General features: G+C 58.0%; 24 protein-coding genes. 1 reads left to right on the top strand and 23 read right to left on the bottom strand.

Features of this window, described 5'->3' with window-relative positions; genetic code table 11:
* Position 1 precedes the first annotated feature (1 nt).
* The 16 genes from HV318_RS15655 to HV318_RS15580 form a co-directional block, all read right to left on the bottom strand.
* Positions 2-1,141 (bottom strand): AAA family ATPase, encoded by a 1,140-nt coding sequence (locus HV318_RS15655; protein ID WP_016808249.1) that lies wholly within the window; start codon positions 1,139-1,141, stop codon positions 2-4.
* On the bottom strand, positions 1,131-1,703 hold the full coding sequence (locus HV318_RS15650) for a hypothetical protein (protein ID WP_016808250.1): 573 nt from the start codon (positions 1,701-1,703) through the stop codon (positions 1,131-1,133). The genes HV318_RS15655 and HV318_RS15650 overlap by 11 nt, the downstream gene beginning before the upstream one ends.
* Positions 1,696-3,915, bottom strand: coding sequence for an Eco57I restriction-modification methylase domain-containing protein (locus tag HV318_RS15645; RefSeq protein ID WP_016808251.1), 2,220 nt, complete (start codon positions 3,913-3,915; stop codon positions 1,696-1,698). Before HV318_RS15645 ends, HV318_RS15650 begins: the two co-directional genes overlap by 8 nt.
* Positions 3,912-5,006, bottom strand: coding sequence for a DNA adenine methylase (locus tag HV318_RS15640; RefSeq protein ID WP_016808252.1), 1,095 nt, complete (start codon positions 5,004-5,006; stop codon positions 3,912-3,914). The genes HV318_RS15645 and HV318_RS15640 overlap by 4 nt, the downstream gene beginning before the upstream one ends.
* Complete coding sequence (locus HV318_RS15635; protein WP_016808253.1) at positions 5,003-5,242, bottom strand: hypothetical protein; 240 nt, start codon at positions 5,240-5,242, stop codon at positions 5,003-5,005. Before HV318_RS15635 ends, HV318_RS15640 begins: the two co-directional genes overlap by 4 nt.
* 455 nt (positions 5,243-5,697) lie before the next feature.
* On the bottom strand, positions 5,698-6,075 hold the full coding sequence (locus HV318_RS15630; protein WP_016808254.1) for a hypothetical protein: 378 nt from the start codon (positions 6,073-6,075) through the stop codon (positions 5,698-5,700).
* Positions 6,072-8,930 carry a conjugative transfer ATPase gene (locus HV318_RS15625; RefSeq protein ID WP_016808255.1) on the bottom strand — a complete coding sequence of 953 codons (2,859 nt, stop codon included), beginning with the start codon at positions 8,928-8,930 and terminating at the stop codon, positions 6,072-6,074. The genes HV318_RS15630 and HV318_RS15625 overlap by 4 nt, the downstream gene beginning before the upstream one ends.
* Positions 8,930-9,340, bottom strand: a complete 411-nt coding sequence (locus HV318_RS15620; RefSeq protein WP_016808256.1) for a TIGR03751 family conjugal transfer lipoprotein — start codon at positions 9,338-9,340, stop codon at positions 8,930-8,932. The genes HV318_RS15625 and HV318_RS15620 overlap by 1 nt, the downstream gene beginning before the upstream one ends.
* Entirely contained in the window at positions 9,340-9,708 is a 369-nt protein-coding gene (locus tag HV318_RS15615; RefSeq protein WP_016151320.1) for a hypothetical protein, read from the bottom strand. The genes HV318_RS15620 and HV318_RS15615 overlap by 1 nt, the downstream gene beginning before the upstream one ends.
* A 10-nt stretch (positions 9,709-9,718) precedes the next feature.
* Entirely contained in the window at positions 9,719-11,221 is a 1,503-nt protein-coding gene (locus tag HV318_RS15610; RefSeq protein WP_016808257.1) for a TIGR03752 family integrating conjugative element protein, read from the bottom strand.
* Positions 11,211-12,161, bottom strand: coding sequence for a TIGR03749 family integrating conjugative element protein (locus HV318_RS15605; RefSeq protein ID WP_016808258.1), 951 nt, complete (start codon positions 12,159-12,161; stop codon positions 11,211-11,213). The genes HV318_RS15610 and HV318_RS15605 overlap by 11 nt, the downstream gene beginning before the upstream one ends.
* Complete coding sequence (locus HV318_RS15600) at positions 12,161-12,820, bottom strand: PFL_4703 family integrating conjugative element protein (RefSeq protein ID WP_016808259.1); 660 nt, start codon at positions 12,818-12,820, stop codon at positions 12,161-12,163. The genes HV318_RS15605 and HV318_RS15600 overlap by 1 nt, the downstream gene beginning before the upstream one ends.
* Positions 12,817-13,173 carry a TIGR03750 family conjugal transfer protein gene (locus HV318_RS15595; RefSeq protein ID WP_004115534.1) on the bottom strand — a complete coding sequence of 119 codons (357 nt, stop codon included), beginning with the start codon at positions 13,171-13,173 and terminating at the stop codon, positions 12,817-12,819. The genes HV318_RS15600 and HV318_RS15595 overlap by 4 nt, the downstream gene beginning before the upstream one ends.
* Positions 13,174-13,185: 12 nt before the next feature.
* Positions 13,186-13,572: a TIGR03745 family integrating conjugative element membrane protein gene (locus HV318_RS15590; RefSeq protein ID WP_016808260.1), complete on the bottom strand. Its 387-nt coding sequence runs from the start codon at positions 13,570-13,572 to the stop codon at positions 13,186-13,188.
* 34 nt (positions 13,573-13,606) lie between these two features.
* Positions 13,607-13,849 (bottom strand): TIGR03758 family integrating conjugative element protein, encoded by a 243-nt coding sequence (locus HV318_RS15585; RefSeq protein WP_003029734.1) that lies wholly within the window; start codon positions 13,847-13,849, stop codon positions 13,607-13,609.
* Positions 13,849-14,196, bottom strand: coding sequence for an integrative conjugative element protein, RAQPRD family (locus tag HV318_RS15580; protein WP_016808261.1), 348 nt, complete (start codon positions 14,194-14,196; stop codon positions 13,849-13,851). The genes HV318_RS15585 and HV318_RS15580 overlap by 1 nt, the downstream gene beginning before the upstream one ends.
* A gap of 184 nt (positions 14,197-14,380) precedes the next feature.
* On the opposite strand from HV318_RS15580, the gene HV318_RS15575 reads away from it, so the two are divergent.
* Positions 14,381-14,728 carry an FxLYD domain-containing protein gene (locus HV318_RS15575; RefSeq protein WP_016808262.1) on the top strand — a complete coding sequence of 116 codons (348 nt, stop codon included), beginning with the start codon at positions 14,381-14,383 and terminating at the stop codon, positions 14,726-14,728.
* A gap of 90 nt (positions 14,729-14,818) precedes the next feature.
* Here HV318_RS15575 and HV318_RS15570 read toward each other — a convergent pair whose 3' ends face one another.
* From HV318_RS15570 to HV318_RS15540, 7 genes are read right to left on the bottom strand one after another with little or no spacing between them, the layout of a single operon-like run.
* Positions 14,819-15,577 (bottom strand): TIGR03747 family integrating conjugative element membrane protein, encoded by a 759-nt coding sequence (locus HV318_RS15570; RefSeq protein ID WP_006785966.1) that lies wholly within the window; start codon positions 15,575-15,577, stop codon positions 14,819-14,821.
* Positions 15,570-17,669: a type IV conjugative transfer system coupling protein TraD gene (traD, locus tag HV318_RS15565; protein ID WP_016808263.1), complete on the bottom strand. Its 2,100-nt coding sequence runs from the start codon at positions 17,667-17,669 to the stop codon at positions 15,570-15,572. The genes HV318_RS15570 and traD overlap by 8 nt, the downstream gene beginning before the upstream one ends.
* Positions 17,662-18,150, bottom strand: coding sequence for a hypothetical protein (locus HV318_RS15560; protein ID WP_016808264.1), 489 nt, complete (start codon positions 18,148-18,150; stop codon positions 17,662-17,664). Before HV318_RS15560 ends, traD begins: the two co-directional genes overlap by 8 nt.
* Before the next feature lie 10 nt (positions 18,151-18,160).
* Complete coding sequence (locus HV318_RS15555) at positions 18,161-18,733, bottom strand: restriction endonuclease (protein ID WP_017145109.1); 573 nt, start codon at positions 18,731-18,733, stop codon at positions 18,161-18,163.
* A complete protein-coding gene (locus HV318_RS15550; protein ID WP_016807967.1) occupies positions 18,733-19,266 on the bottom strand; it encodes an integrating conjugative element protein in 534 nt (177 codons plus the stop codon). The genes HV318_RS15555 and HV318_RS15550 overlap by 1 nt, the downstream gene beginning before the upstream one ends.
* Before the next feature lie 5 nt (positions 19,267-19,271).
* Positions 19,272-19,907 carry a lysozyme family protein gene (locus tag HV318_RS15545; protein ID WP_088221852.1) on the bottom strand — a complete coding sequence of 212 codons (636 nt, stop codon included), beginning with the start codon at positions 19,905-19,907 and terminating at the stop codon, positions 19,272-19,274.
* Positions 19,886-20,608, bottom strand: a complete 723-nt coding sequence (locus tag HV318_RS15540; RefSeq protein ID WP_016807969.1) for a TIGR03759 family integrating conjugative element protein — start codon at positions 20,606-20,608, stop codon at positions 19,886-19,888. The genes HV318_RS15545 and HV318_RS15540 overlap by 22 nt, the downstream gene beginning before the upstream one ends.

Raw genomic sequence — 20,608 nt, 5'->3', positions numbered from 1 at the left:
GCTACCCCCTCGGATTGGCAAATGCCCTGAGAGCTGCGTAGATATTGTTCTCAGCAAAATTCGTGGGCCCTTCAAAACGAAAGCGTAAATCATCCGCAAAAGTTGTCTCGGTGAGCTTGAACGGATTAAAGGCTGGCCCATCCAGCGCATTAAGAGCCGCTGCAATTCCTCGTGTGTCCCCGAAGAATACCTCTTCCACGTGTGCCCGCACCTTCGCCCACCCTACACACAGCGTGCCCAAAGCTTCATTAAGGCCCAATGTTTGCGGCTTCACATCCGACATCAGTACACCATGCCCGATCTGAAACTCGGGACCACGGCCCAGAGCAATTTGCGCGTTTACAGCAATCCAGGCACTCACCGAAGCCTCCAAGGCATCGTTCACGCTGGCAGGTACATCAGGCAATGCATTGACACCCTTGGCACCCAAACCGTAAAACGTCCGCAAAGCCGCCTCATCGGGCTCTAGGCGCATAGGTTCCCAACGACGCAAGAACGCGACATCCAAGGGCTCCACAGACGCATCGGCCTGATTCATCGCAGCCAGGATATAGAGGTCATGGGGCAGTGCGTATTCGATCACATCACCAGAGACGGGATCGAGCATTTCAAAGAACTGCGTTTCAGCAAGTTTGGCCCCATCAGAGGCCAAGCGTTTATCGGACTCAATGGCCACAATGGCACCACCGAACACCTGCACCGCAGGACCTCGGTTGATCTCATCAATGATCAACAGTGCAGCCCCATTGGCACCCTTCGCATGCTCACTGGCACGGTACAGAGTCCCCTTCACGATGGTGAAGTCTGGGTCTCCTGCTGTCTTGTTGACCGCAGGCGTGATGCCCGATAAGAAATCGCGGTACTTGGAGTTTTGGTGGAAGACCGTCCGAAAGACTTTGCGGTCCATCTTGGTGGGTGCAGGAATGTCTTTAACAACCCCAGCAGCAGGGGGAATAGGGATGCCGCCCATGGGATTGAGCTGCGGTGGGCCACCTGCAGGAGCAAGACCAAAGGCTGTTTCAAAGGCCAAAGCAACTTCGGCCAAGAGCTTGGACTTGCCCGTGCCAGGTGCACCAGACACCAGCACGTTGCGCGAACGTGCGAGTAGCTTTAACACCTGTTTGCAGTTTTCACTTACCATTACAGAACCTACGCATGTTCGTGAAGTCGATATAGCCAATTACGGCTCGATTAGCAGCCCGCTGTGCATCCAAACAACTCAATAGCTCTTGAGCAACTGAAGGATCCCAAACGCCTTTAACACGAAGAGTTGCTTCTTCCGCGAAGTGCGGCCAAACCGACTGGTCATGAAGCTGAATCAGAAGCAACAAAACGCGATTCCCAATTCCCCCTGATGGCATTCGGTCCGAATCAAAACATGAAAATTTCGGCACCTGAGAAATCCATCCCTCTCTCGGCCGAGACTTTGTGGGTGACATAAACTCAGCTGCTCTTGATACAACCTGTGTTGAGTCCGGCTCGTTCCAAAAGAAGGTACCTTGATGTACTGCCTTTCCACCCCGGAGAATTTTATTGGGAAATATCAACTCAACAGCTGGCAACACCGCCTCGTAGGGAAATCGAAAGTCTCTTGCCCCCCCTCCAGAATCAGAGTCATTAGACTCCGCATCAGCTTTCCGTCGATCTCCCTCAACAATCTCCTTGTACAGAATTCGAGCAACCTGTCCCGCTCCATTAGCCATGAATTTTGGATCCTTCTTCTATTTCTTCGCCCCCCAGAGCGAACTCAGAGGGTACATAAGCAATCGCCCCCAGCGCGCGTGCCTGCATCGCACGGTGCGACCAAACTGTAGACAGACTTCCTGTGCGTTTTGCCATTGCAGCCAAAACATTATCTCGGGTAATTGTGGACTTGGCCTCACCTGGCAAGCCCACTTGGCCCCGATCCAAAAGCGGGAAGTCTTGGAGCACTAACTCCATGTCCTTCAAATCGAGCCCATAGGCCACGGCCACTTCCGCATCAATCTCCCCACGAAGCTGCGCCATGCGCTCGTAGGTTTCACGAGTAGCCCCCGCACTGTCAAGTGTGCGCAATTCGCGTGCAGCACTCACCAGCCTCTTCCATGGCAAACCATCTTTGGCGAGTTTTGGCATGGGCACGCTTTGCAGCAGGAAGTAATTCACCGTCGTAGTGAGCACACGCCGAAGCATCCAGTCAAAGGCAAAACTGTTAGCGATGGACACCCACACCAGCAGCCGTTCTTCTGATGGGTCTTCAGGGAAAAGGATCGTGGGCACCTTATTGCCACAGACCACCCCAGCAGGAATTAACGAGGCCATGAGCGAACGCTCATTGGTCTGACCCGCAATGTCGCAAAAGCCCACACGCAGCACGTCCGCACGGTGCTGGTTAGCACTGGGCATGTCGGAGAGACGAATCCAAAACTGGGGGGCAAGGCGTGAGTCTCCGATGGCATAAGCCTCCCACAACGCACGGCGACCAGTGCCTGACACGTGGCCTTTTACACCAAAGCGATGCGCCTGCACCATTCGACCTTCCACCAGTGGCAAAGCGCCAGGCGTGGCACGCCCCAGGAACTTAGGACGCTCCTTGGTCATATCAACTTCACGGCAAAACTTCGGGGTCCAGCCATAACCAGGCTCTTCCCACGAAACACCTGCTTCTCCGATCTTTGAGAAGAGCTTCCACTCAGACACGTTACGAACCTCGGGCAGGCTCAAATCGCCCCGAACACCCGCAAGTGCTGCACGCCCAATAGTGGCAGTTCCCGTAATCTCCAATCCCGTAGGGGTGCCCCGCTCATGCATGAGAGTGATGGGCTCACGCTTGCTCTTTTCAGAGCCAGCCTTAGTGAGAGCCACGGCCAGGAACTTAAAGCGTGTGTCGATCGTAAAGAACCGTGCACGGTTATCGATGATCGACATGGACACGCTTTGGCTCGCATCAAAGATTTTCTGCCGCATGGCGCGGGTACCTTGCGAGCGAATGAGCCCACCCGGAATTAGTGCAACCACCACACCCTGCTTTTTGCAGAGTTCAAAAAAGAGGTCCGTGAAAGCAATGTATAGGTCTGGCTCTCCATTACCCAAATCGGGATAGCGAGCCAACAGGCGACGAGAGTAGTTCGCTACCTCATTGCGCTGCTGGGCAAACAGATCCTCATCAAGCCCATGAATTTGGGCCCCGTAGTGGCGCTTGGTGCCTGAGGACTTCAAGAATTCGTGCCGTGAGAGCTTGACCTTTTCCCATGGTGGATTGCCGATCACCGCATCAAACCCCTCAGGGACCATGGCAGTCCAAACCTTGCGATCAGCCATCAAGCTATCGCCACAGTACCAACGGGCACGCATAGCCTTAAGAGTCGATACATCATCAGTGAACGAAGCAAGCGCAAGCAGTGCCGCACGCAAAGAGTTGCCAGAAAGATCCGCTGCATACACACCGTGAGCCAACCAATGCGCCGTCTTGGCTCTATCCATACCACACACTGCGTGAGTCAGCGCTGCTAGCAAAATTCCTGCACCGCAGGCAGGATCAATCACCTTGCTCTTGTGTGTGAGCTTGGGGGCTGCGAGCTGCGCCAGTCGTGTAGCCAGGCGAAAATCCGTATGGTAGGCGCCCGTGCTTTTTCGATCCTGCTCATGCAAGACCTCACGCGCCAAGACACTCAGTGCCAAAGCAGGGTGAATAGGTGAACGCTCGATGGCACTTGCTACAGGTACCGCAAGCTCCAAAAGATCTGATGCTGCGCGCTTGCTCTTGACTCCAAAAGCCTCATGAAACGCCGTTAGGTCAAACCCGCCAAAACGCGCTGATGCTGCCTCCAAAACTTGAAGCCGAAGCTCAAAGCTGGTTTCCCCTCCCACAGCCTGAGTGAGTGCCGCTTCTGCTGGGGCCAGGTACTCTGATTCAACAGGCCGAGGAGAACTCATGCATAGCTCCTCACGAGAACGGGTTTGATAGCTTTAACTGTTTTTGACTGGGCTTGGGGAAGCTGTGCCATGGACCGTTTCACGACCACCAAAAACTCATTCACATCGGACGCCGAGCTACTGGCTGCCTTGTTTGGCCGGTATCGACCAATGGCGCCCAAAGGGTACATTGTGGACGAGCCGATCTTAGAAAGCTCAGCCTTCATGTCCTGCATGCAGATGTGCCCTTCACTACTGTACGAGAGCAGTACCCTTTGAGCCTTCAAGCCATGAACCAGACGCGAGAGTGTTTTGAGAGCACGGCTCTTGTAGCAAAAGTCAGAAGCCAAGGCCTTCCATGGACGAAGTCCCGCAACCCCCTCCACCACAGGCTCATCGCCAAGAGCCACCGTTTCAAGGATGTGGTAATAGCTCGCGTATTGACGCTTGGTGTACGGGGGGTCCAAATACACGAGGTCGTGTGCAACATTCGGAACGTCGAACACATCACCCACGCTAGCCTCAACACACACTCCAGTTTCTTTGAGATCACGGCAACGCATGGCAATCTTGTTTTGAGATTGGCTTGTCCATTTGGAGAGGAAGCAGCCAAAAGTGCCCGCAATGTTGGCAACGCGGTTCAGTGCACTAAAGAGATCGGCAATCAATAGCCTCTCCTCAATTTCGTCAATATATCCGGCACCTTTCCACTCAACAATCAAGCAGCGCATAGCGTCTATCTTAGCTGCATTTTCTTCGGTGAAGTACCTACGCTCAATTCCACACGTATCGATCGAAGCGGGGCTATAAGTGCGCCACATAAAATCATGCAATGGCTTAACTGCGTTTAGCTTGCTAACAGCACCAGAGTACCCACCAAGTTTTTTGAAGGTCACCTGATCATGGCTGATAAGACGTGCCCCAGCAGAGATAACAGCTGAGTGCAAGCTATCATTAATCCGCACATTCCAACCATGCTCCGCAGCAGCCTCAGCTACAGCTCCAGTTCCACAAAAAGCATCCACAAAAAACGCGCCCTTTCTAGGCGGCCCAATGTGGGATGCTATCTTGTCGACGAGTCTAGATTTGGAGCCAATATAGCGAAAAGTCATATAGAAACCCCTACGTTTTTTTTACGGCCAGTTACTGCTCGACCCTGACCAAGTTCTTGGCTGGCTTCTGGGCTTTGCAACACAATGCCTTTGTGGTCGCAATAGTCACAAAGGAGTACCTCAAGCATATTCACCATGCTCCGCTGCTCATGCTCCGCTGCCTTCTTTAAGGCCTGTTTGAACTTTCTGGAAACTCTTAGATTTAAGGTCTCACTTTTGAGGTCAGTGAATCGCATGAAAACGCCCCGCATATGTCTGTGCAATTGCGTTATTGTATATGCACACATACTGAATAGATACACTATGACAGCGATTCTTAACCTTACGTACAATGCAGCACTTTTCACTCGCGGACCAGACGGCATCCTTCATGGTTTCTCCTACTCCGAAGGCGAGCTATAGGGAATCCTGACTGCTTAGCAATACATTTATCCAATTTTCGACGTATCTCGAGTCTTAATGTGCCAGCCATAACAAAGCCAACGTCCTAGTTGATATCATCAACATAGCGCACGTTGGCTTAGGGTGAAACTCTATTTTCAAGGAGGAAACTTTATTTTCATCCCACACCTCGCGCGTTACCGTTTTACTAAAACTCGCCAGTCATAAAAAAACCGGCCCCAGCGGCCGGCATCAAAAAAGCATTCTGTTCTTTTTGTTATCATGCTCCTGGTGAAGACAAGTTTTCGTTTTAAACGTCCAGCCCGTTAATCCACAGCATCAGATACGCCAGGTCGGCCGAATCCGGCACCGTGATATACCAGCGCGGATGCGCATACTCCTCTTCCTGCGGCCAGCTCGTCTGTCCCGTCACGGTGATAAGGATGTTCACCGCCTGCTTCAGCTTTCCCTCAAGATAGATGGCCACGCTGCTGCTGAGTCCCACCCGGTGCGGGTGACAGGTCATTCTGACCGGACCGGTCAGGCGCTGCCTGAGCATTGCCCGCAGCCTCACCAGGTGCTGATGGGTCGCCGGGAGCACACCGGGCTCCCCCTGAGGCGACAGGGTGAACAGGGCTGAGCCACTGTGCTCATGAATAGTGGGTTCAGGGTACTTCAGTGTCATCATACCGTGGCAGGCTCCTGTTGTTTTTCCGTCAGACCGCGCAGACGGTCCAGATTCTGCGCGACGCGTTTTGCCGCCTCCAGTTCGCTGCAGTGAAATTCATTCATCAGCGCCCGGCGTTCGGCTTTCTCTTCTTTTTCCGTCATGCCCAGTGCCAGGAAGAGACTGGGCGGCACGGCACGAAACAGCGCTTCGATCCGTTTCGCCAGCACCACGCCTTCCGTATAACACCCCGACAGTTTACTGGCGGAAAGCAGCACCGATTCCTGCTCCGGCGTGAGCGCGCGAAAACGGCTGATATCTTTGACCTCTTCCGGAGGCATGGTCAGACAAATCCACCATTCCGCCATGTTAAGCATCTTTTCGGCAATGTCTGGGTAATCCTTAAGATTCTGGGTGGCCAGCCACAACCAGGCCCCGAGCTTACGCCACATCTTGACCACCTTGGTCATGTACGGCGACAGCAGCGGATTAACCGTCACGATATGCGCCTCATCCACCGTGAAGACAATATCCCGGCCCAGGAACTGGTCACGCTCCGCGATGTTGTTAATCATGTTGGTCATCGAGACCATGGTCAGGGCCATCTGCGCCTCGTAGCCCTCACGCGCCAGATGCCCCAGGTCGACCAGCGTCACGTCCGCTTCCGGCCACAGCTCCCCTTCACGGTTGAACAGCTCCGCTTCAAAGCTCCCGGCCTGAGTGAACATGCCCAGGGATTCCGCCATTTCCGCCGCTTTCGCCTTGCGCTGGGCATTGCGGACATTGATGACGCCCTCATCGTTGTCAGAGGCAATGTCGTACAGCGCCTTCTGCAGGTCAGACGGCAGCATCTGCCGCCCTTCCTTATACGTGGCATGTGCCGCCATCAGCAGCGCCTCACGTATCATCGCCCTGTCGGCACGCTTAAGGTCAGCCTCTTCTTTCGGGTCACCGCCGGTGATCATCATGCGCGCGGAGATTTCCATTTCACCGAGAACGTCACGCTTGTCATCCTCGCCATCGTCGTCCGTGTCGATATCCGGCAGGTCGCTCTCATCAACGGCCTGGGCGGCCAGGCCTTCTTCCACCAGTTTGTGAGCATCAGCAAACGGCGGCAGACTGACGCCGCTCCCGGGTTTGACGCTGATTTTATTCACCGTCAGCCCGAGGCTGTCAAAGAAGTCGGCCAGCAGGCCGAACGAATTCCCGGCCTCCGCAATAAACAGCCGCGGACGATGGACGGCCATCAGCTGGGAGAGCGCGGCACACAGCGTGGCCGACTTGCCCGCCCCGGTCGGGCCGAACAACAGCAGATGCGCGTTCTGGGTGCGGTCGAGCTTGTTGAGCGGATCGAATGTCAGGGTATCCCCGCCGCGGTTGAAAAAGCTGAAGCCGGGGTGCCCCGTGCCGGTTTCCCGCCCGGTTACCGGCAAAAGTCCTGCCAGGTGCTGAACCCATGTCAGACGGGTATACCAGTGTTTTCTGTCGCTGTCCGGGTTAAAGCACATCGGCAGCGCCCGCAGCCAGCTGTTCAGCGGACCTTCTTCAAACTCCGGCCGTACCGGCTGCAGACCGGCCCCGAGCAATACGGTGGACAGCTCCAGCCGCTTGCGCTTCAGGCTGGTCATGTCGTCGCCGCGCAGCAGGAAGGTGATCCCCGCCCGGTACAGCTTGTGCCGGTTGCCCAGATACTCTTTGACCGTCTTCACATCCTGGCGGACGCGGCCCGACTCGGTATTCTCACCGACCGCATTTTTCGACAGCCGGTTAAACTGCTCTTCAAGCCGGTCCTGGGGCTGTACCACCACGGTCATGCACACCATGGTCCCTTCCGGAAACATATCCATCAGGGCATTAATTTTCTTTTCACCCCGGCTTTTCTCGCCGGTCAGGGTGCCCGGCTCCGGCGGTGTACGCAGTTTTTCCACCGCCACCGCGCAGTGCGGCTTGTTGTCAATCCACCACACGCCGTTTTCCGGGTCTGAAACCGGCGGCGTGAACCACAGGGTTTCGGCAAAATCATTGCTGACCGGCACGGTGCCTTCAGGTGTCTCGCGCGGGTCTGCGTAAGCAGCCTGCCGATAGAGCGTGGTTTTCTCCACCCAGTCCGGTGACGGATTGAACAGCCGCAGCAGCCAGCCATGCACCTGCAGGCCGTTCTGCCGGGTGCAGCGGATCCCCGCCCCGCCCAGGGCATTAACGACCCGGTCGCACACCTGATTGAGCATCGCCACCGGCGGCATCGGATCCCGGCTTTTACCAAGCCAGCGATAAACAACCATCCGGGTGCGGCGCTGCTGCCCGCGCCACGGCTGGCCGGTAATCAGCGAGTCAGTAAAAAGTCCCTCAGGCCGGGAGATACTGCGGATATGGCGCTCCATTTCACCCAGCCAGGCGTCGGTAAACGCCGTGCGCTGTGCATGTGGTTTGACATACCCGCGCAGCCTGTCCAGGTACGCGTCAGTGTCGTCCTCGTCCTGGCAGAAGAACTGCACGACCCAGGGATTCACGTCATGTTCATCAAAGCTGTCCTGAAGTGCATCCTCAACCGAGTCCCGGATCTGTTCCAGGCGCTCTTCGGTTCGCCCTTCGGTCGCCACCGGTGTCACATCATAAACGGCCCCCACCGACACGCCGTCATCGAGCAGGAGACACTGCTCTTCATCGAGAAATTCTGCCCAGGGCAAAAAGTCAATGATGGACGGATTGGCGTGATAAACCTTCTCCTCATCCTGGCGCGTCATTTTCCCGGGGCGCTTCAGAGGTTGCCGGCCCTTCACGGCCGCGGTCAGGGTTTCATCTGCCTGAACGGACTGGCCGTCATCAACCGGCGTCTGCCGGTCGGTGGATTTATTACGCGTAAACAGTGAAAGCATTACAGGGCCTCCGTGCGCTCGCCAGGCATGGCATACTGCGTCTGGCTGTAGAACGGGAACACAGTGCTGTAACCCGGCACCGGCGTGTTACCGTCTGCCAGATGGGGATACAGGTACATCACCATGTCGGGGTTGGGCAGCCGGGGAAACTGCTGGGTGATTTCGCTTTCCTGAGTACGGCTGTAGCTGCGGTCGGCCTGCGCGTCCGCCTGCGTTTCGCTGCCAGTCAGCGGGCGTCGCAGCGTGTCGCGGACCGCCGCAGACTGGCGGGAAGTACTGCCGCCACCGTCCGCCCCGTTCCACAGTTCCAGCATGGTGTTATCGCCCGCCGGCAGCATTTCCTCTTTGGAGGTTGAGCAGCCGCTGAGCATCACACAGCTCAGGGCCAGAATGAAAACCGTTCTGTACATTACCGGTATCTCCTTTGTGAGGCGGCCGGATCGTAACCGCCGCAGATAAAAACGAACGCACTGACATTCAGCAGGTGCCCCAGCTCCCGTAATGTCATACGCGGGCAGTAAAGCCGGCGCGGGATTTTCGGGCTGCGCCACGAAACGGCACACTCCCGGGCACTGAGCGGCAGGGAGAACCTGCCGATATCCAGTAAAAGCTGGCCATCGCGCCAGCGCAGTAAAGGTGCGCCGGCAGGCAACAGCGCTACGGGTCGCAGCAACAGAACCGCAGAAGACGCAGGGATCACGTCAATATGCCAGCCTGCCCCGTCGCTGAACGTCCAGCACACGGATGAAAGAGGGAAAAACGTTATCTGTCCCGCCATGGCCGTGTACTCAGTCCAGTCCGCCGTTGTCACTGATGCCACCCGGCAGGGTGAAGTCGTAGCGCACCTTACGGCCCTTATCTTCATAATCAATGGCCAGCTGACGGGTGATATGCACGGCGAGACGGGCACCAGGCGGCACATAAATGGCATCAAACGTCATCCCGTAACGCTGTTTGATCCAGTCGGTGGTTTCAGACATGCCGCCGGAAATGGCTTTCCCCAGCGCCGCCTGTCCGGCGTCGCCGGTCATGGTGGCGGAAATGCCATTCACGTTATTCTGTGTGGTGTACTGCCCCTGGCTCATCGCTTCACCCGCCGCACCGGCAGCCGACAGGCCAAAAATGGTGGGCAGATAGGTGGAGGCATTGGACTTACGTTCGCCGCCAATGCACGGGATCCCGTTTTCATCCGAAATCCAGCCGATACCGCCACTGGTGCCGGTATCCTGTTTAGCCTGAGCGTTATTATTTTGCCCGCTGGCGTTGTTACTGGCGTCGGGTCTGGGGAGGGTGCGTACCGTACCGTCGGAAAAGACAAAGGTGACGCTGTTAACCTGCCCGCGCACACAGGACAGTGTCCAGTCTCCGCTGGCCGTCCCGGAAACAATCGCCCCTTCGACGTCCGGTAACTCGATGCCGTTCGCCGTCAGGTTATCCTTACCGATAAGCACCTTAAACGGATAAGGATCGGTCACGGTGCCGTTGATGGGCACACGGCCAAGCAGTGCCGTCATGGCGCGGCTGCCGACCAGCGTGGAATTTTCCGGCAGCGTGTAAACCGGCTCTGCGCTCTCTTCCGCCCCTTTTTCATTCGTACGTCCCTTCACTTTCTCCTCATAGGCCGCTTTCTGTCGGGTCAGCTCATTTTCACCCAGAAAAGAAGTCGGGAACTGAGGAGATGCCTTGCCGCTGGCCGCGTCCCGCGGGTCCGTCTCTTTCTGGTCCGTCGGCGCGACCCACATCATGCCGTCGCTGCCCTGAGAAGCCGCCCCCCCGGTACTGCTGCCCATGCCGTCCAGGCCCAGCCCCAGCGGGATATCGCTGTCCGCCGTTTTTTTCTCGGTGTCAGGCTTTTTGAGTTTGTCGGTCAGCTCCTGGATTTTCGCCGTCAGGCTCAGTTGTTCGTTCTGAAGCTGCGCCTGCCGCTTGTCGTACTGCTCGCGCAGACCATTAACGGCCTCATTCACCTGTCCTGAAACGTCCTGATTGCGTCGGCGCAACCGCTCGTTTTCTTTCACCAAATCCGCGTTCTGCTTATCCAGCGTTTTCTGGCGGTCACGCACATCGTTCAGCCGGCCGATAAGCGTGCGCAGGGTGTCCTCCGGCGTGTCGCCTTCCACACCCAGCGCCTTCAGTTCATCCGGCGAGAGATTATGCAGGGGGCCGCCGCTTTGTTTTGCCTGAGATTGTTCTGCCGGTTCGTTTTTGCAGCTTTTGAGCCCCACGGCCAGCCCGGCAATCACCACGGCCGGCACGATAATTTTCACCAGGGCATTAGATTTAATCTGCATGGCGGGCCTCCTGTTTTACCGTGCGGGCCGCTTTACGCAGCGCAGACGGCTCAGCAATAAATGCGCTCTCCGGACGACCGGCGGTCACCACATACACCGTGGTGGTGTCTTCCGGCGTGCCGGCAGGACCGACCCAGCGGTGCTGGAAGGTGGCGGACACAAACTGTCCCTGCAGCGAGCGTGGATCCAGAACGACCTTACGGCTGCCGGTGTTCGTGAGCCTGAGTGCCACCACGCTGCGGTTTGCCACACCCCAGCCAGCCAGCGGCGTGACCGTTAATGGTTCAGAGGGATACAGCGTGCTGACACGTCGGGGCAGATGAGGATTGACCGGATGAATACCCGGGACCGCCTCGACCGTACGTGCCGGAGCATAAAGGCTCTGAGCGGCATAGCGGGTCAGCAGCACCGGGATGGGGGCGCTGTAGCGGATTTTTTTACGCTTTGCCTGAGTACCATCATCGCTGCCGGTGGGAGCAGATGAGCCTGATCCGGAAGCAGCCCGGTCTGCACCACCTGGCTGACCGGCCGCATCGCCGGCGTGACTCAGCGTGCTGACATCACCGCTGTAGACCAGCCGCACCGGCTCAGTCGGCCCTTTTTCACCGGCGGCGATATCAAACAGCAGAACCTCGCCGCTTTCCACATCCTGCAGCTGCACCCGCGTCTGCGGAAAGGCGCTGTCGGCTTTCAGGTAGACGGCTCCCCCGGTGCTCTGCACCCGGAGTTTACCGTTAAGCGCCGGCGGAAAACCGACGCGGACGTTTTTGTCCACAAAGACCACCCGCTCCTGCCCCACCTTCAGGGGGATCTGCAGCGGAATACGCTCCCATTTCATCAGCTCATCTGCGCCGGCAGGACGTGATACCAGCATTGCCAGGGGCAGCAGGGCGAAGGACAGCGCCATCAGCCCGGCGCGGTAGTGGGGGTTTTTACTCATCACTGAAACACTCCTGACTTCTCCGGTTTAGGTGCAGGCGGTGCCGCCTCCAGACGCTGGGGCACACCGGCATAACAGTCCAGCGCCAGACCGAACGGGTTGCGCTCCGCATCACCTTCCCAGCGCACCACTTTAAGCGGGTAACGTACCAGGGCGCGTTTGACCGGCTCGGCATGGAAATATTCGTCGGCCACCACGTCCAGGCGGGCAATCCAGTGATCGCGATCCTGTACGGTCACGCTCTGTGACTGGTAACCGCGACCGGGCACTTCATACACCACGCGCACGCGGTCGGTGAGCTCCCCGGCGTCACCGCGTTTCTTTGCATCCGCTTTCAGGAAATCCTGACAGGACGGCGTCAGATACGGCGACAGCGCATTGATTTTGCCGGAATAATCCACCTCGCCGTTTTTCGGCCAGGCATTGAGCTGCTGAAAAATGTAGAACGCAAAGGAGTAGACCGTCGGGGGTGGCACTTCCCACCAGGGCCGCGTGCTGCCGGTACGTAAATCCGGCGGGTTATGCACGGTCAGCTTGCTGGGCGCCAGCATCCAGCCGGCACAGGTGAATAAAAGGAAAAAGGCGAGCACGGCGCAGGCGATGCGCAGCGTCTGAATATGCTGGTCGCGGTCTTTTACCGCATGGCGAAAACGGCTCATGAGGCTCTCCTGTTACGTTTCACTGACCAGCCCCGGGCATCCACTATCAGTTTCGGATTGCCCATCCCCAGCCGGCGTTTTTTCGTCTCCAGTCGCTGCCAGAGCCAGTTCTCAGGCTTACCGCGCTTGAGCCTGGCCATCCAGCGGCCGCCGAACCAGACGAGCAGCAGCGGCATGACCAGCAGGCCGGTGGGAACAACAACCCAGCCGGCAAGCGGGATAAACGGCAGTGACAGGAGCAGACCCGCACCCGCGCCGGCAAGGGCTGCCAGCCCCATCTCATGGGTGGTAAACCCGCGAAACACCACGGGCTCACTGTTGAGACGGTCAGGTAAAAAACGAATGGTCTGCATCGTCGCAGGCTCCTACAACAGAATGTCGGCAGACTTGCCGAGCAGCCAGATAACGGCAACCAGCAGCACCACACCCACCACCACAATGGCCCCGAATTTGGTCCAGGTGGCTTTCTCATTGCGGACTTCGGTGAAGGTGTGCAGGGCGGCAATGGCAACGTTGATAAAGGCAACGGCCGCCACGACCAGCCCCCCGATAACAATGCCGTCCTGCAGGTAGCCCTTGATTTGTCCCGACAGCCCGCTTCCGCCTCCGGACTCAGGCGCTTCAACGCTTGGCAAATCCGCAAAGGCCGGTTTGCAGGTGAGCCAGCCCAGCAGGGCAAGCGTACCGGCGCGGGTCAGCGTACGACTGCCGAAACGGCGCAGGCGGGCAACAACAGACTCAGAATGGTGCATGGGATTCATCTCCTGACTTAACGTTTTGAATGAGTTAACTGGCAAACATCCAGATACACACAAGCAACAGCAGCACGGTGCGGACGGCAAAACGCCCCAGGGCCGCGTCACGCACTTTGGTGTTACTCCAGCCGGTCCAGACATCCGACAGCGCCCACGCGGCCCATAAAAAAAGAAACGCCAGCAGTGCCCCGATGCAGAGCAGATGAAGGATGTTCACATCAAGACTGCCGGAGCCGGCTTTAAACGCGTTCGTTTGTTCGGATGTCATGGGCATCAGGGCCGCTCCCGCCGGTAATTACCGGCCACAAAAGACGGGTCACGCGGTTGCGCGCGGGAGGGCTCCAGATAGCGGTCAATGCCGCTGCGGATGGTGTTGAGATCGGATGTGGCCTGACGGTAATCAAAGAAAAAGCGGCCACGGTCAGCCGGGTCGGCCTGTGCAACCGCCACGCGGGCCCGTTCAAGCGACGCCTGAACCTGGTCCAGCTGACGCTGAACAGACGCAAGCTCGTCTTTCTCGGATGCCTGTGCAGCAGCTGATGCCAGAAAGGTCAGCAATACCAGGCCAGTGATGCCCGGGACACGACGGTTGCGCCGCATGGCCGGACGATGTGAGTTCATACGCACCTCCAGAAGGATTAAGGGGTGCGGACAGGATGCGGAAGAGGGAGCGTCGGGTCAGCGATAAACCCTAAACAGGAATTTCAAAATTAATTGCAGGTCTGTGCCGGTGGCAGGTTTAGCTGTAAATAAAGGTTCATTGTGATATTAAGAAAACTCAACGGTAAACAGAGGGAAAATGAAAATGATGAAGACTGTTCTGAAGGCCACGTTAATCACTGCACTGATTACCGGCCCTGTTCTTGCGGCCGACGGTACTGGCAAAGTCCAACTTTCAGACCTGCATTTCGCCACAGCAGCAAATGGTTTGCAGCAAATTGAAGGCACGGGAACAAACGTGTCAGGTGGGCCTGTGAAGACTGTAATTGTCAAATTCAACTTGCTTCAGAATGGGGCAGTAATAGGAAATACGGCAGCGATGGCTGAAAATCTGGAGCCGGGTCAGCAATGGAAGCTACAGGCCCCCTACGACAGCATAACCAACAAGCCAGACAGCTTCAAAGTGACAGAACTGACGGTATTTAATAACTGACACTGACGCGCCAGTAACGGTCGTTTCATGGCTTGTCTGCTGACGGCAGGCGCGCAAAACAAGTTTTGCACGCCTCCGTCCAGCCCTGATTTAAAGATACTTCTTGAACGACGCAGTGGTCACCGTTACGGCGATCCCCAGCAGAACAGCCGCCGGCAACAACAGCAGATTGGGGTAGACTGCCGTGGGCCAGGAAAGGTACAGCATGGCGGGCACCACAGCGGCCGGTTTGACCAGCTTCTTGGCATGATGATAGACAAACGAACTTTCATACCCCGCGCCGTACCGCCGCAGATCACGCCGCCCCAGCCCCTCAACCAGCGCCACCACCACGACCAGCACAAACAACGGCACGGACAGCACCAGGATGGTGACGCGTACCAGGGTGATAATGCTGATCCATACCGTGGCCAGCAGGTATTCACGCAGGTAGCCGGCAAGCCAGCCGCTCCAGCTGTTGATTTCCCGGGTGACGGCATTGTCACTGTGCATCTGGTGTGCATACTGCTGCCGGACCCAGTCCAGGAAGCCACTGTCCACAAAGGCCCACTGATAGGCGGTGCTCACCCAGCGCACAACCGTCACCGATGGTTCAGACAGCAGCAGGCTGCGGGTGAACTCTGTGGACAGCCACCCCAGCTCGGTGTTCATGACCGCTTCACTGTGCGCCGCCCCGGCTTCCGGCCAGAAGAAGGCGATGCCGATATATTCAATCAGCAGGCTCAGCAGCAGCGAGGACAGCACCACGCCCACCAGGGCCCATGGCCAGCCCCAGAGCAGATTATACAGAATGCCGTGCTTGCGTTCCGGCAGCGTCTGCTGCTGTGGGGGACGTTTTACCTCAGCCATTCGCCCCTCCTGTGACCGGCACGTTCAGGGCCGGACCGTCCCGCCACCAGGATTCGCCGCTGTGATAGCTGCGCCGCATCTCCTCCGCTATTTTCTCAATACTTTCCGGCATCAGCACATCATCAGCATCCCCGGCAGGCAGCGGCATGCGGATTTTCCACAGTTGCCCGCCTTCCAGCAGGGCAAACGCCTGCCCTTTTGGCAGCGTCACGATATCGGCCGGCTCCAGCAGCGGGACTTTTACCGTCCCGACGCGGTCCTGGGTGCTTGAGGTGAAGTCCTGGTCTGCATTGACATCCGCCGTGTCCTGGTGCCCGGAGACCAGCGTTTTGGTGTAAATCTCCACCTGCGGCAGCTGCGTGGTCAGCAGCTCGGCGGTGCGGTTCTCCCTGACGCGCAGCATAATCAGGTTGTTAAAGTTACCCTGTACCTGGGCCGTCTTGGCCGCATTCCCGATGCGTGCCTCAATATCAGAAGACGTCTGGGTATAGGCTGTCACCTGCATGCCGGCACCGCCCCCTTTGTTGATGAGAGGAATAAACTCATCCCCCATCAGCTCGTTAAACTCATCGCAGTGCAGGTTAATCAGGGACTTCCCTTCTTTCCCGCCCGGCAGGCCAGCATTGATACCGTGTTTATAAATGTGCCCGGCCACACTCACCAGATCGGCGAACATGGAGTTACCGACCGCGCTCGCCACTTCACTGTCACTGAGCGCATCGAGCCCCACATACACCACGGCTTTTTTACGGATGATCTGTTCCCAGTCAAAAATCGGCCGCGTGTCGTCAATGTCCTGATAATCCGGCGACAGCAGCTCGGCGGTCTTGCCGGTGGTCAGTTTTTCCAGCAGCGGCAGCAGCGACGCCACGATTTTGTCAAAGTAAGTACGGTCATAACGTACCGCTGACCGCAGCCCGTCAAGGATGGGATCATAGAGTTTTTTACCCTCTTCTGAACTCAGGGCAACCTCAATGGCCCAGATACGTAAGGCATCCGGCTGACCCTGCATGTTACGGGGCACGTCGTCCTCTCCCAGCACCTGCTGATTATTCTCAATCTGCGTCTGCAGAGCCGGCAGCTGCGCCTGGATGATTTTTTCCGCATAGCGGATATAGAGATCGGCGATATTGTTCACGTAGCGCATGATCAGCGTGTAGTCAGGGCGCTCACCCAGGGCGACCAGCGCACGGGCGATGATGTTGACGAACCGCCAGGCAAATTCGCGGAATGCCGCGCTGTTCCCCTCACCCGACAGCTGACCGGCCACGCGGGACGCCACCTCTGACACGCGACCAAAACGCCCGACGGCATTATAACGGGCTGAAATTTCAGGCCAGCCAAGATGAAAAATATACAGCTCGTCCCCGCGTCCGGCCCGGTGGGCCTCTGCCCAGACGCGTTTCATCAGGTCTGCGTCGCCTTTCGGATCAAACACGATGGTGACTTCACCCCGCCGGATATCCTGGGTGACTAGCAGCTCTGCCAGCCGGGTCTTCCCGACGCGCGTGGTGCCGTACACCACCGTATGGCCAACGCGCTCCCCCAGAGCCAGGGTGACGTCTTTTTCGTCGGGCTCGATGCCGTGCAGCGCCGGATTGCCGCCCACCGGTGGTAACGGCCGCACCGGGTTCAGCGGCGTATCGGCACTCAGCAGCTTACCCAGCCAGGGCAGACGGTGCTCTGTCATCATTTCGAGCTGACGCGCCCCCAGGTAAAAGCGGTTTGGCTGCAGGTAACGGGCCACTTCAGGGCGCAGCGTATCCTGCAGCCGCTGGGTGTGTTTTTGCGTCCAGCGGAACCCCCGGCCTAGAAACAGGCGACGATGACTGACGGGGATCTGTTTAGTACTCATGACATAGCGCGTCAGGCGGCGGAGATTCCGGCGGTAGCGAATAATCTTCATCCCCTGATGCGTGCGGGTGACGGCCAGCGCCGCAAACCCGGCTGCGGTGACATAGCTGACAGTCGGAGCCAGAGCGACAGCCCAGGGTGCCTGCACACAGACATACGCCGCCATGCCCGATACCACGGCGGTATTCAGCTCAACGGCCGGACGCAGCAGGGCCTCAATGACGTAACGGTTACTCATCGTCTGCCTCCTTTATAATTTTACCGTCGGCCATACGGATATACGTTCCCCTCCCGGCACCGGCTTCCCTGCAGGAAAGGGAGTGGTAACGCAGGGCATCCGCCAGTAAGCGCCAGAGCACATACAGAACATTCGACAGGATGAAAAAAATGATCCATACGGCCCGCAATGACAGCAGGTAATTGTTCGCCGCGGTTTCTGTGGAGACGGCAGTGACGGTACAGGCTGCCGGCTTTGCCTCAGGCGGAGCCGCATTATCAGGCACCGGGCATTCCTCCCACATGTAATGTCCGGGCGGCGCGGTGCGCCATGCCGTTGCCTCCTTCTGCAACTGGTCGTTCAGGTCACTGACCGGATGGCCGAAAACAAGCCAGGCGAGCAGGCAGACACCGCCGAAAGCGGCAGGCACGAAAACGGCATGACGGAATAAACAGAACACAAGCCACAAAGCGTAGCGCAGGCTGTTCAGGATGATGTGCATAAAAGATTCCTCAGAGATACTGCCGGACGTCCTGCCCGGCGAGAATGGCCAGCAGGCGTTGCCCGCTGATGATGCGCAGGCGCGGTGACGCCATATGAAGGGTGCGGCTCATTTTTCCGGTACGGCCCGTGTGGATAAAGAGCCCCCGGCGGCCGGAGTGCAGGAGAAGTCGGTCGAAGTCCTCAACATGTGCGGGGGAAACAGCACGACTGTACCGTTTGGCCTGGATAAGCCAGTGCTCGCCGTCGATGATGACCTGGCCATCAAGGCCGCCGTCACCGCTGTAGGAGGCATTGCGCACCACGGTTAGCCCCTGACGTTCAAAGGCAGACAGCAACAGCTCTTCAAAGACATAGGGGCTGATTTTGCGCAGATAGGTCAGACGCTGCCCGTCTCCCGGCAGGAGGGTCAGTTTATTCAGTACCCGCCCCGCCGTTGCCCGGTATCGCCGGTGACGGCGGGTGCTGGCTTTCTCACGCCAGCGCAGGTTCAGAAAGGCCATCACCACCAGGAAAAGGACTATCAGTATGACCGCCCCATAAGGGTGTGCCATCAGCAGACCGTTGATATCTGGCGTGCTCATTACGGCTTAAACTGCTGCGTCAGGCCGGTATCGGTGATGAGTACCGGATAATGCTCAATCTGCAGGCGACGGGCCAGCTCGCTGCCGGAAGCCGGGGCCAGGCTGACACCGGGTGCCAGTTCGCGCAGCTCGCGCACGGTATCCATGTCTGTGACGTTGACTATCATCCCGGCCGCATGCTGTTCAGCCAGCGCGCCGGCATTGGCTTTCAGCCATTCACGGGACAGAGCATCATCCCCGATCAGAAACAACGCCCCGATGCCGGGCAACTGCAGCGGCCGGTCTGCTGTATTCCCCGGGCTCAGTTCAGGTGTGTTAACGGGTAACATACCCGCCATCCCGTCAGCCAGCGGAACACCGTGGTCCGGCTGGCGTGAAGGCTGTACGTCACTGACGCCGGGCATGCCGGGCTGTTTATTAACGGCCTCAAAATACGGCGCAGCATCTTCACCGCCCAGATCAGCAATCACATTCAGTTCAGCATGGCCGGTCAGGGGAAGGAGGGTAAACAGCAGTAAGGACAGCGTTTTCATCAGGGTTATCTCCCGGGTTCAGTCCAGACGAAGCCTGGATCGGGGGTGAGCGCAGCAACCGAGCGGGGCGCTTCAGCTGCCGGCGCAGAAATGCGGGGTGCAGGGCTGATTTTTGCCAGATGCCCTCTCACAATGGCGCGGTAACGTGCAGCAGGCTGACCACCTGCGGGATGGTGGTAGCAGCCGGCCGCATCCAGCCAGCTGCCTGGCTTACGCGCCCAGCACTCACGCAGAATGGTGGCGGCGGCGTTCAGGTTGGTGTAAGGGTCAAACGCATCCCACGTCGAGGCAAAATGATGACCGTTCCAGCCCAGATTGACCTGGGCAATACCGACATCGATGCGCTTAAGCGGGTGACTCTTCATAAAGACCTGCAGCGCCTGCCAGGCCTGCAGGCGCGTCTCATAGCGATACCCTTTGCCTGCCACATTGATGGTCCAGGGCCATGGCCGTATTCCGCGGGGAAGTTTGCGCGAAGACTCGCTCAGTGATACCGAGTAAAGCGCTTCGGGGGGCACGCCGTGCGCCATGGCCACGCGGACGTAACCCTCCGGCACCGTCTGGTCAGCATGGCCGTCAGGGACGGCCGCCATCAGTAAGCCCAGCGCCAGTGCGCCGGTCAGAATGCTGCGATTGCCCATTTACCGTCTCCCGCCTGCTGCAGTAAAACCGGCATCAGGCCGTTACCAAAGCGCATCCACCGGCCGCCGTCGTGGTTAAGCGTGATCTGGCGCTTGCGGACCTTTTCCACGGGAATGTGATGGTCCCGCGCCCAGCTGCGAAGCGCATCATCACTGCCCTGGCTGTCGACCAGATAGATGTCCACCGGCCGGTTGTCAGCCAGCACGGCAGACAGTTTCGCGTCGCAGGTTGCGCAGTCTTTTGACCTGACGAACAGCGCCAGCCGGCCGCCACTGTCGTGCGCCACGCCGGAGGCGTTCCCCATATTGACCGGCAGTGTGCCCGGATACAGGCGCTGCCAGGCCGCGTTCACCTCACGCTGGAAATCAAGCTCTTTCTGGGTGCGGGCAAACTCTTCCTTCACCCACTTTTCAGCAAACTTACGGCGCTCTGCCGGCGTCTGCGCCTCGATACCGAGGGTGGAAAGCGGATCGAGACCCGGCGACTGGGTACCCCGGGGTCCCTTCATCAGCTGCTGATAACGCTGATAATCGTCGGCACTGAGTCCCCACTGACCGGCCTGCTGCTGCAGGTTTTGCTGTGCGGAGTCCGCCCGTTGTGTTGATTCCTGTCGGCTGACATCCATCTGTCCTGATGTGGTCGCGGCCAGGGTCAGGGGACTCAGCAGCATGGCGGCTAAAAAGGTATGTTTCAGTTTCAT

This window comes from Enterobacter sp. RHBSTW-00901 (assembly GCF_014103115.1).
GTDB classification, from domain to species: domain Bacteria; phylum Pseudomonadota; class Gammaproteobacteria; order Enterobacterales; family Enterobacteriaceae; genus Enterobacter; species Enterobacter cloacae_P.
The sequence above is the reverse complement of the archived record's forward strand: the minus strand, read 5'-3'. Positions and strand labels throughout refer to the sequence as shown.

Bases quoted from the DNA above. Each gene is read 5' to 3' on its own strand.
- HV318_RS15655 (WP_016808249.1), bottom strand. From the start codon at position 1,141: ATGGTAAGTGAAAACTGCAAACAGGTGTTAAAGCTACTCGCACGTTCG.
- HV318_RS15650 (WP_016808250.1), bottom strand. From the start codon at position 1,703: ATGGCTAATGGAGCGGGACAGGTTGCTCGAATTCTGTACAAGGAGATT.
- HV318_RS15645 (WP_016808251.1), bottom strand. From the start codon at position 3,915: ATGAGTTCTCCTCGGCCTGTTGAATCAGAGTACCTGGCCCCAGCAGAA.
- HV318_RS15640 (WP_016808252.1), bottom strand. From the start codon at position 5,006: ATGACTTTTCGCTATATTGGCTCCAAATCTAGACTCGTCGACAAGATA.
- HV318_RS15635 (WP_016808253.1), bottom strand. From the start codon at position 5,242: ATGCGATTCACTGACCTCAAAAGTGAGACCTTAAATCTAAGAGTTTCC.
- HV318_RS15630 (WP_016808254.1), bottom strand. From the start codon at position 6,075: ATGATGACACTGAAGTACCCTGAACCCACTATTCATGAGCACAGTGGC.
- HV318_RS15625 (WP_016808255.1), bottom strand. From the start codon at position 8,930: ATGCTTTCACTGTTTACGCGTAATAAATCCACCGACCGGCAGACGCCG.
- HV318_RS15620 (WP_016808256.1), bottom strand. From the start codon at position 9,340: ATGTACAGAACGGTTTTCATTCTGGCCCTGAGCTGTGTGATGCTCAGC.
- HV318_RS15615 (WP_016151320.1), bottom strand. From the start codon at position 9,708: ATGGCGGGACAGATAACGTTTTTCCCTCTTTCATCCGTGTGCTGGACG.
- HV318_RS15610 (WP_016808257.1), bottom strand. From the start codon at position 11,221: ATGCAGATTAAATCTAATGCCCTGGTGAAAATTATCGTGCCGGCCGTG.
- HV318_RS15605 (WP_016808258.1), bottom strand. From the start codon at position 12,161: ATGAGTAAAAACCCCCACTACCGCGCCGGGCTGATGGCGCTGTCCTTC.
- HV318_RS15600 (WP_016808259.1), bottom strand. From the start codon at position 12,820: ATGAGCCGTTTTCGCCATGCGGTAAAAGACCGCGACCAGCATATTCAG.
- HV318_RS15595 (WP_004115534.1), bottom strand. From the start codon at position 13,173: ATGCAGACCATTCGTTTTTTACCTGACCGTCTCAACAGTGAGCCCGTG.
- HV318_RS15590 (WP_016808260.1), bottom strand. From the start codon at position 13,572: ATGCACCATTCTGAGTCTGTTGTTGCCCGCCTGCGCCGTTTCGGCAGT.
- HV318_RS15585 (WP_003029734.1), bottom strand. From the start codon at position 13,849: ATGCCCATGACATCCGAACAAACGAACGCGTTTAAAGCCGGCTCCGGC.
- HV318_RS15580 (WP_016808261.1), bottom strand. From the start codon at position 14,196: ATGAACTCACATCGTCCGGCCATGCGGCGCAACCGTCGTGTCCCGGGC.
- HV318_RS15575 (WP_016808262.1), top strand. From the start codon at position 14,381: ATGATGAAGACTGTTCTGAAGGCCACGTTAATCACTGCACTGATTACC.
- HV318_RS15570 (WP_006785966.1), bottom strand. From the start codon at position 15,577: ATGGCTGAGGTAAAACGTCCCCCACAGCAGCAGACGCTGCCGGAACGC.
- traD (WP_016808263.1), bottom strand. From the start codon at position 17,669: ATGAGTAACCGTTACGTCATTGAGGCCCTGCTGCGTCCGGCCGTTGAG.
- HV318_RS15560 (WP_016808264.1), bottom strand. From the start codon at position 18,150: ATGCACATCATCCTGAACAGCCTGCGCTACGCTTTGTGGCTTGTGTTC.
- HV318_RS15555 (WP_017145109.1), bottom strand. From the start codon at position 18,733: ATGAGCACGCCAGATATCAACGGTCTGCTGATGGCACACCCTTATGGG.
- HV318_RS15550 (WP_016807967.1), bottom strand. From the start codon at position 19,266: ATGAAAACGCTGTCCTTACTGCTGTTTACCCTCCTTCCCCTGACCGGC.
- HV318_RS15545 (WP_088221852.1), bottom strand. From the start codon at position 19,907: ATGGGCAATCGCAGCATTCTGACCGGCGCACTGGCGCTGGGCTTACTG.
- HV318_RS15540 (WP_016807969.1), bottom strand. From the start codon at position 20,608: ATGAAACTGAAACATACCTTTTTAGCCGCCATGCTGCTGAGTCCCCTG.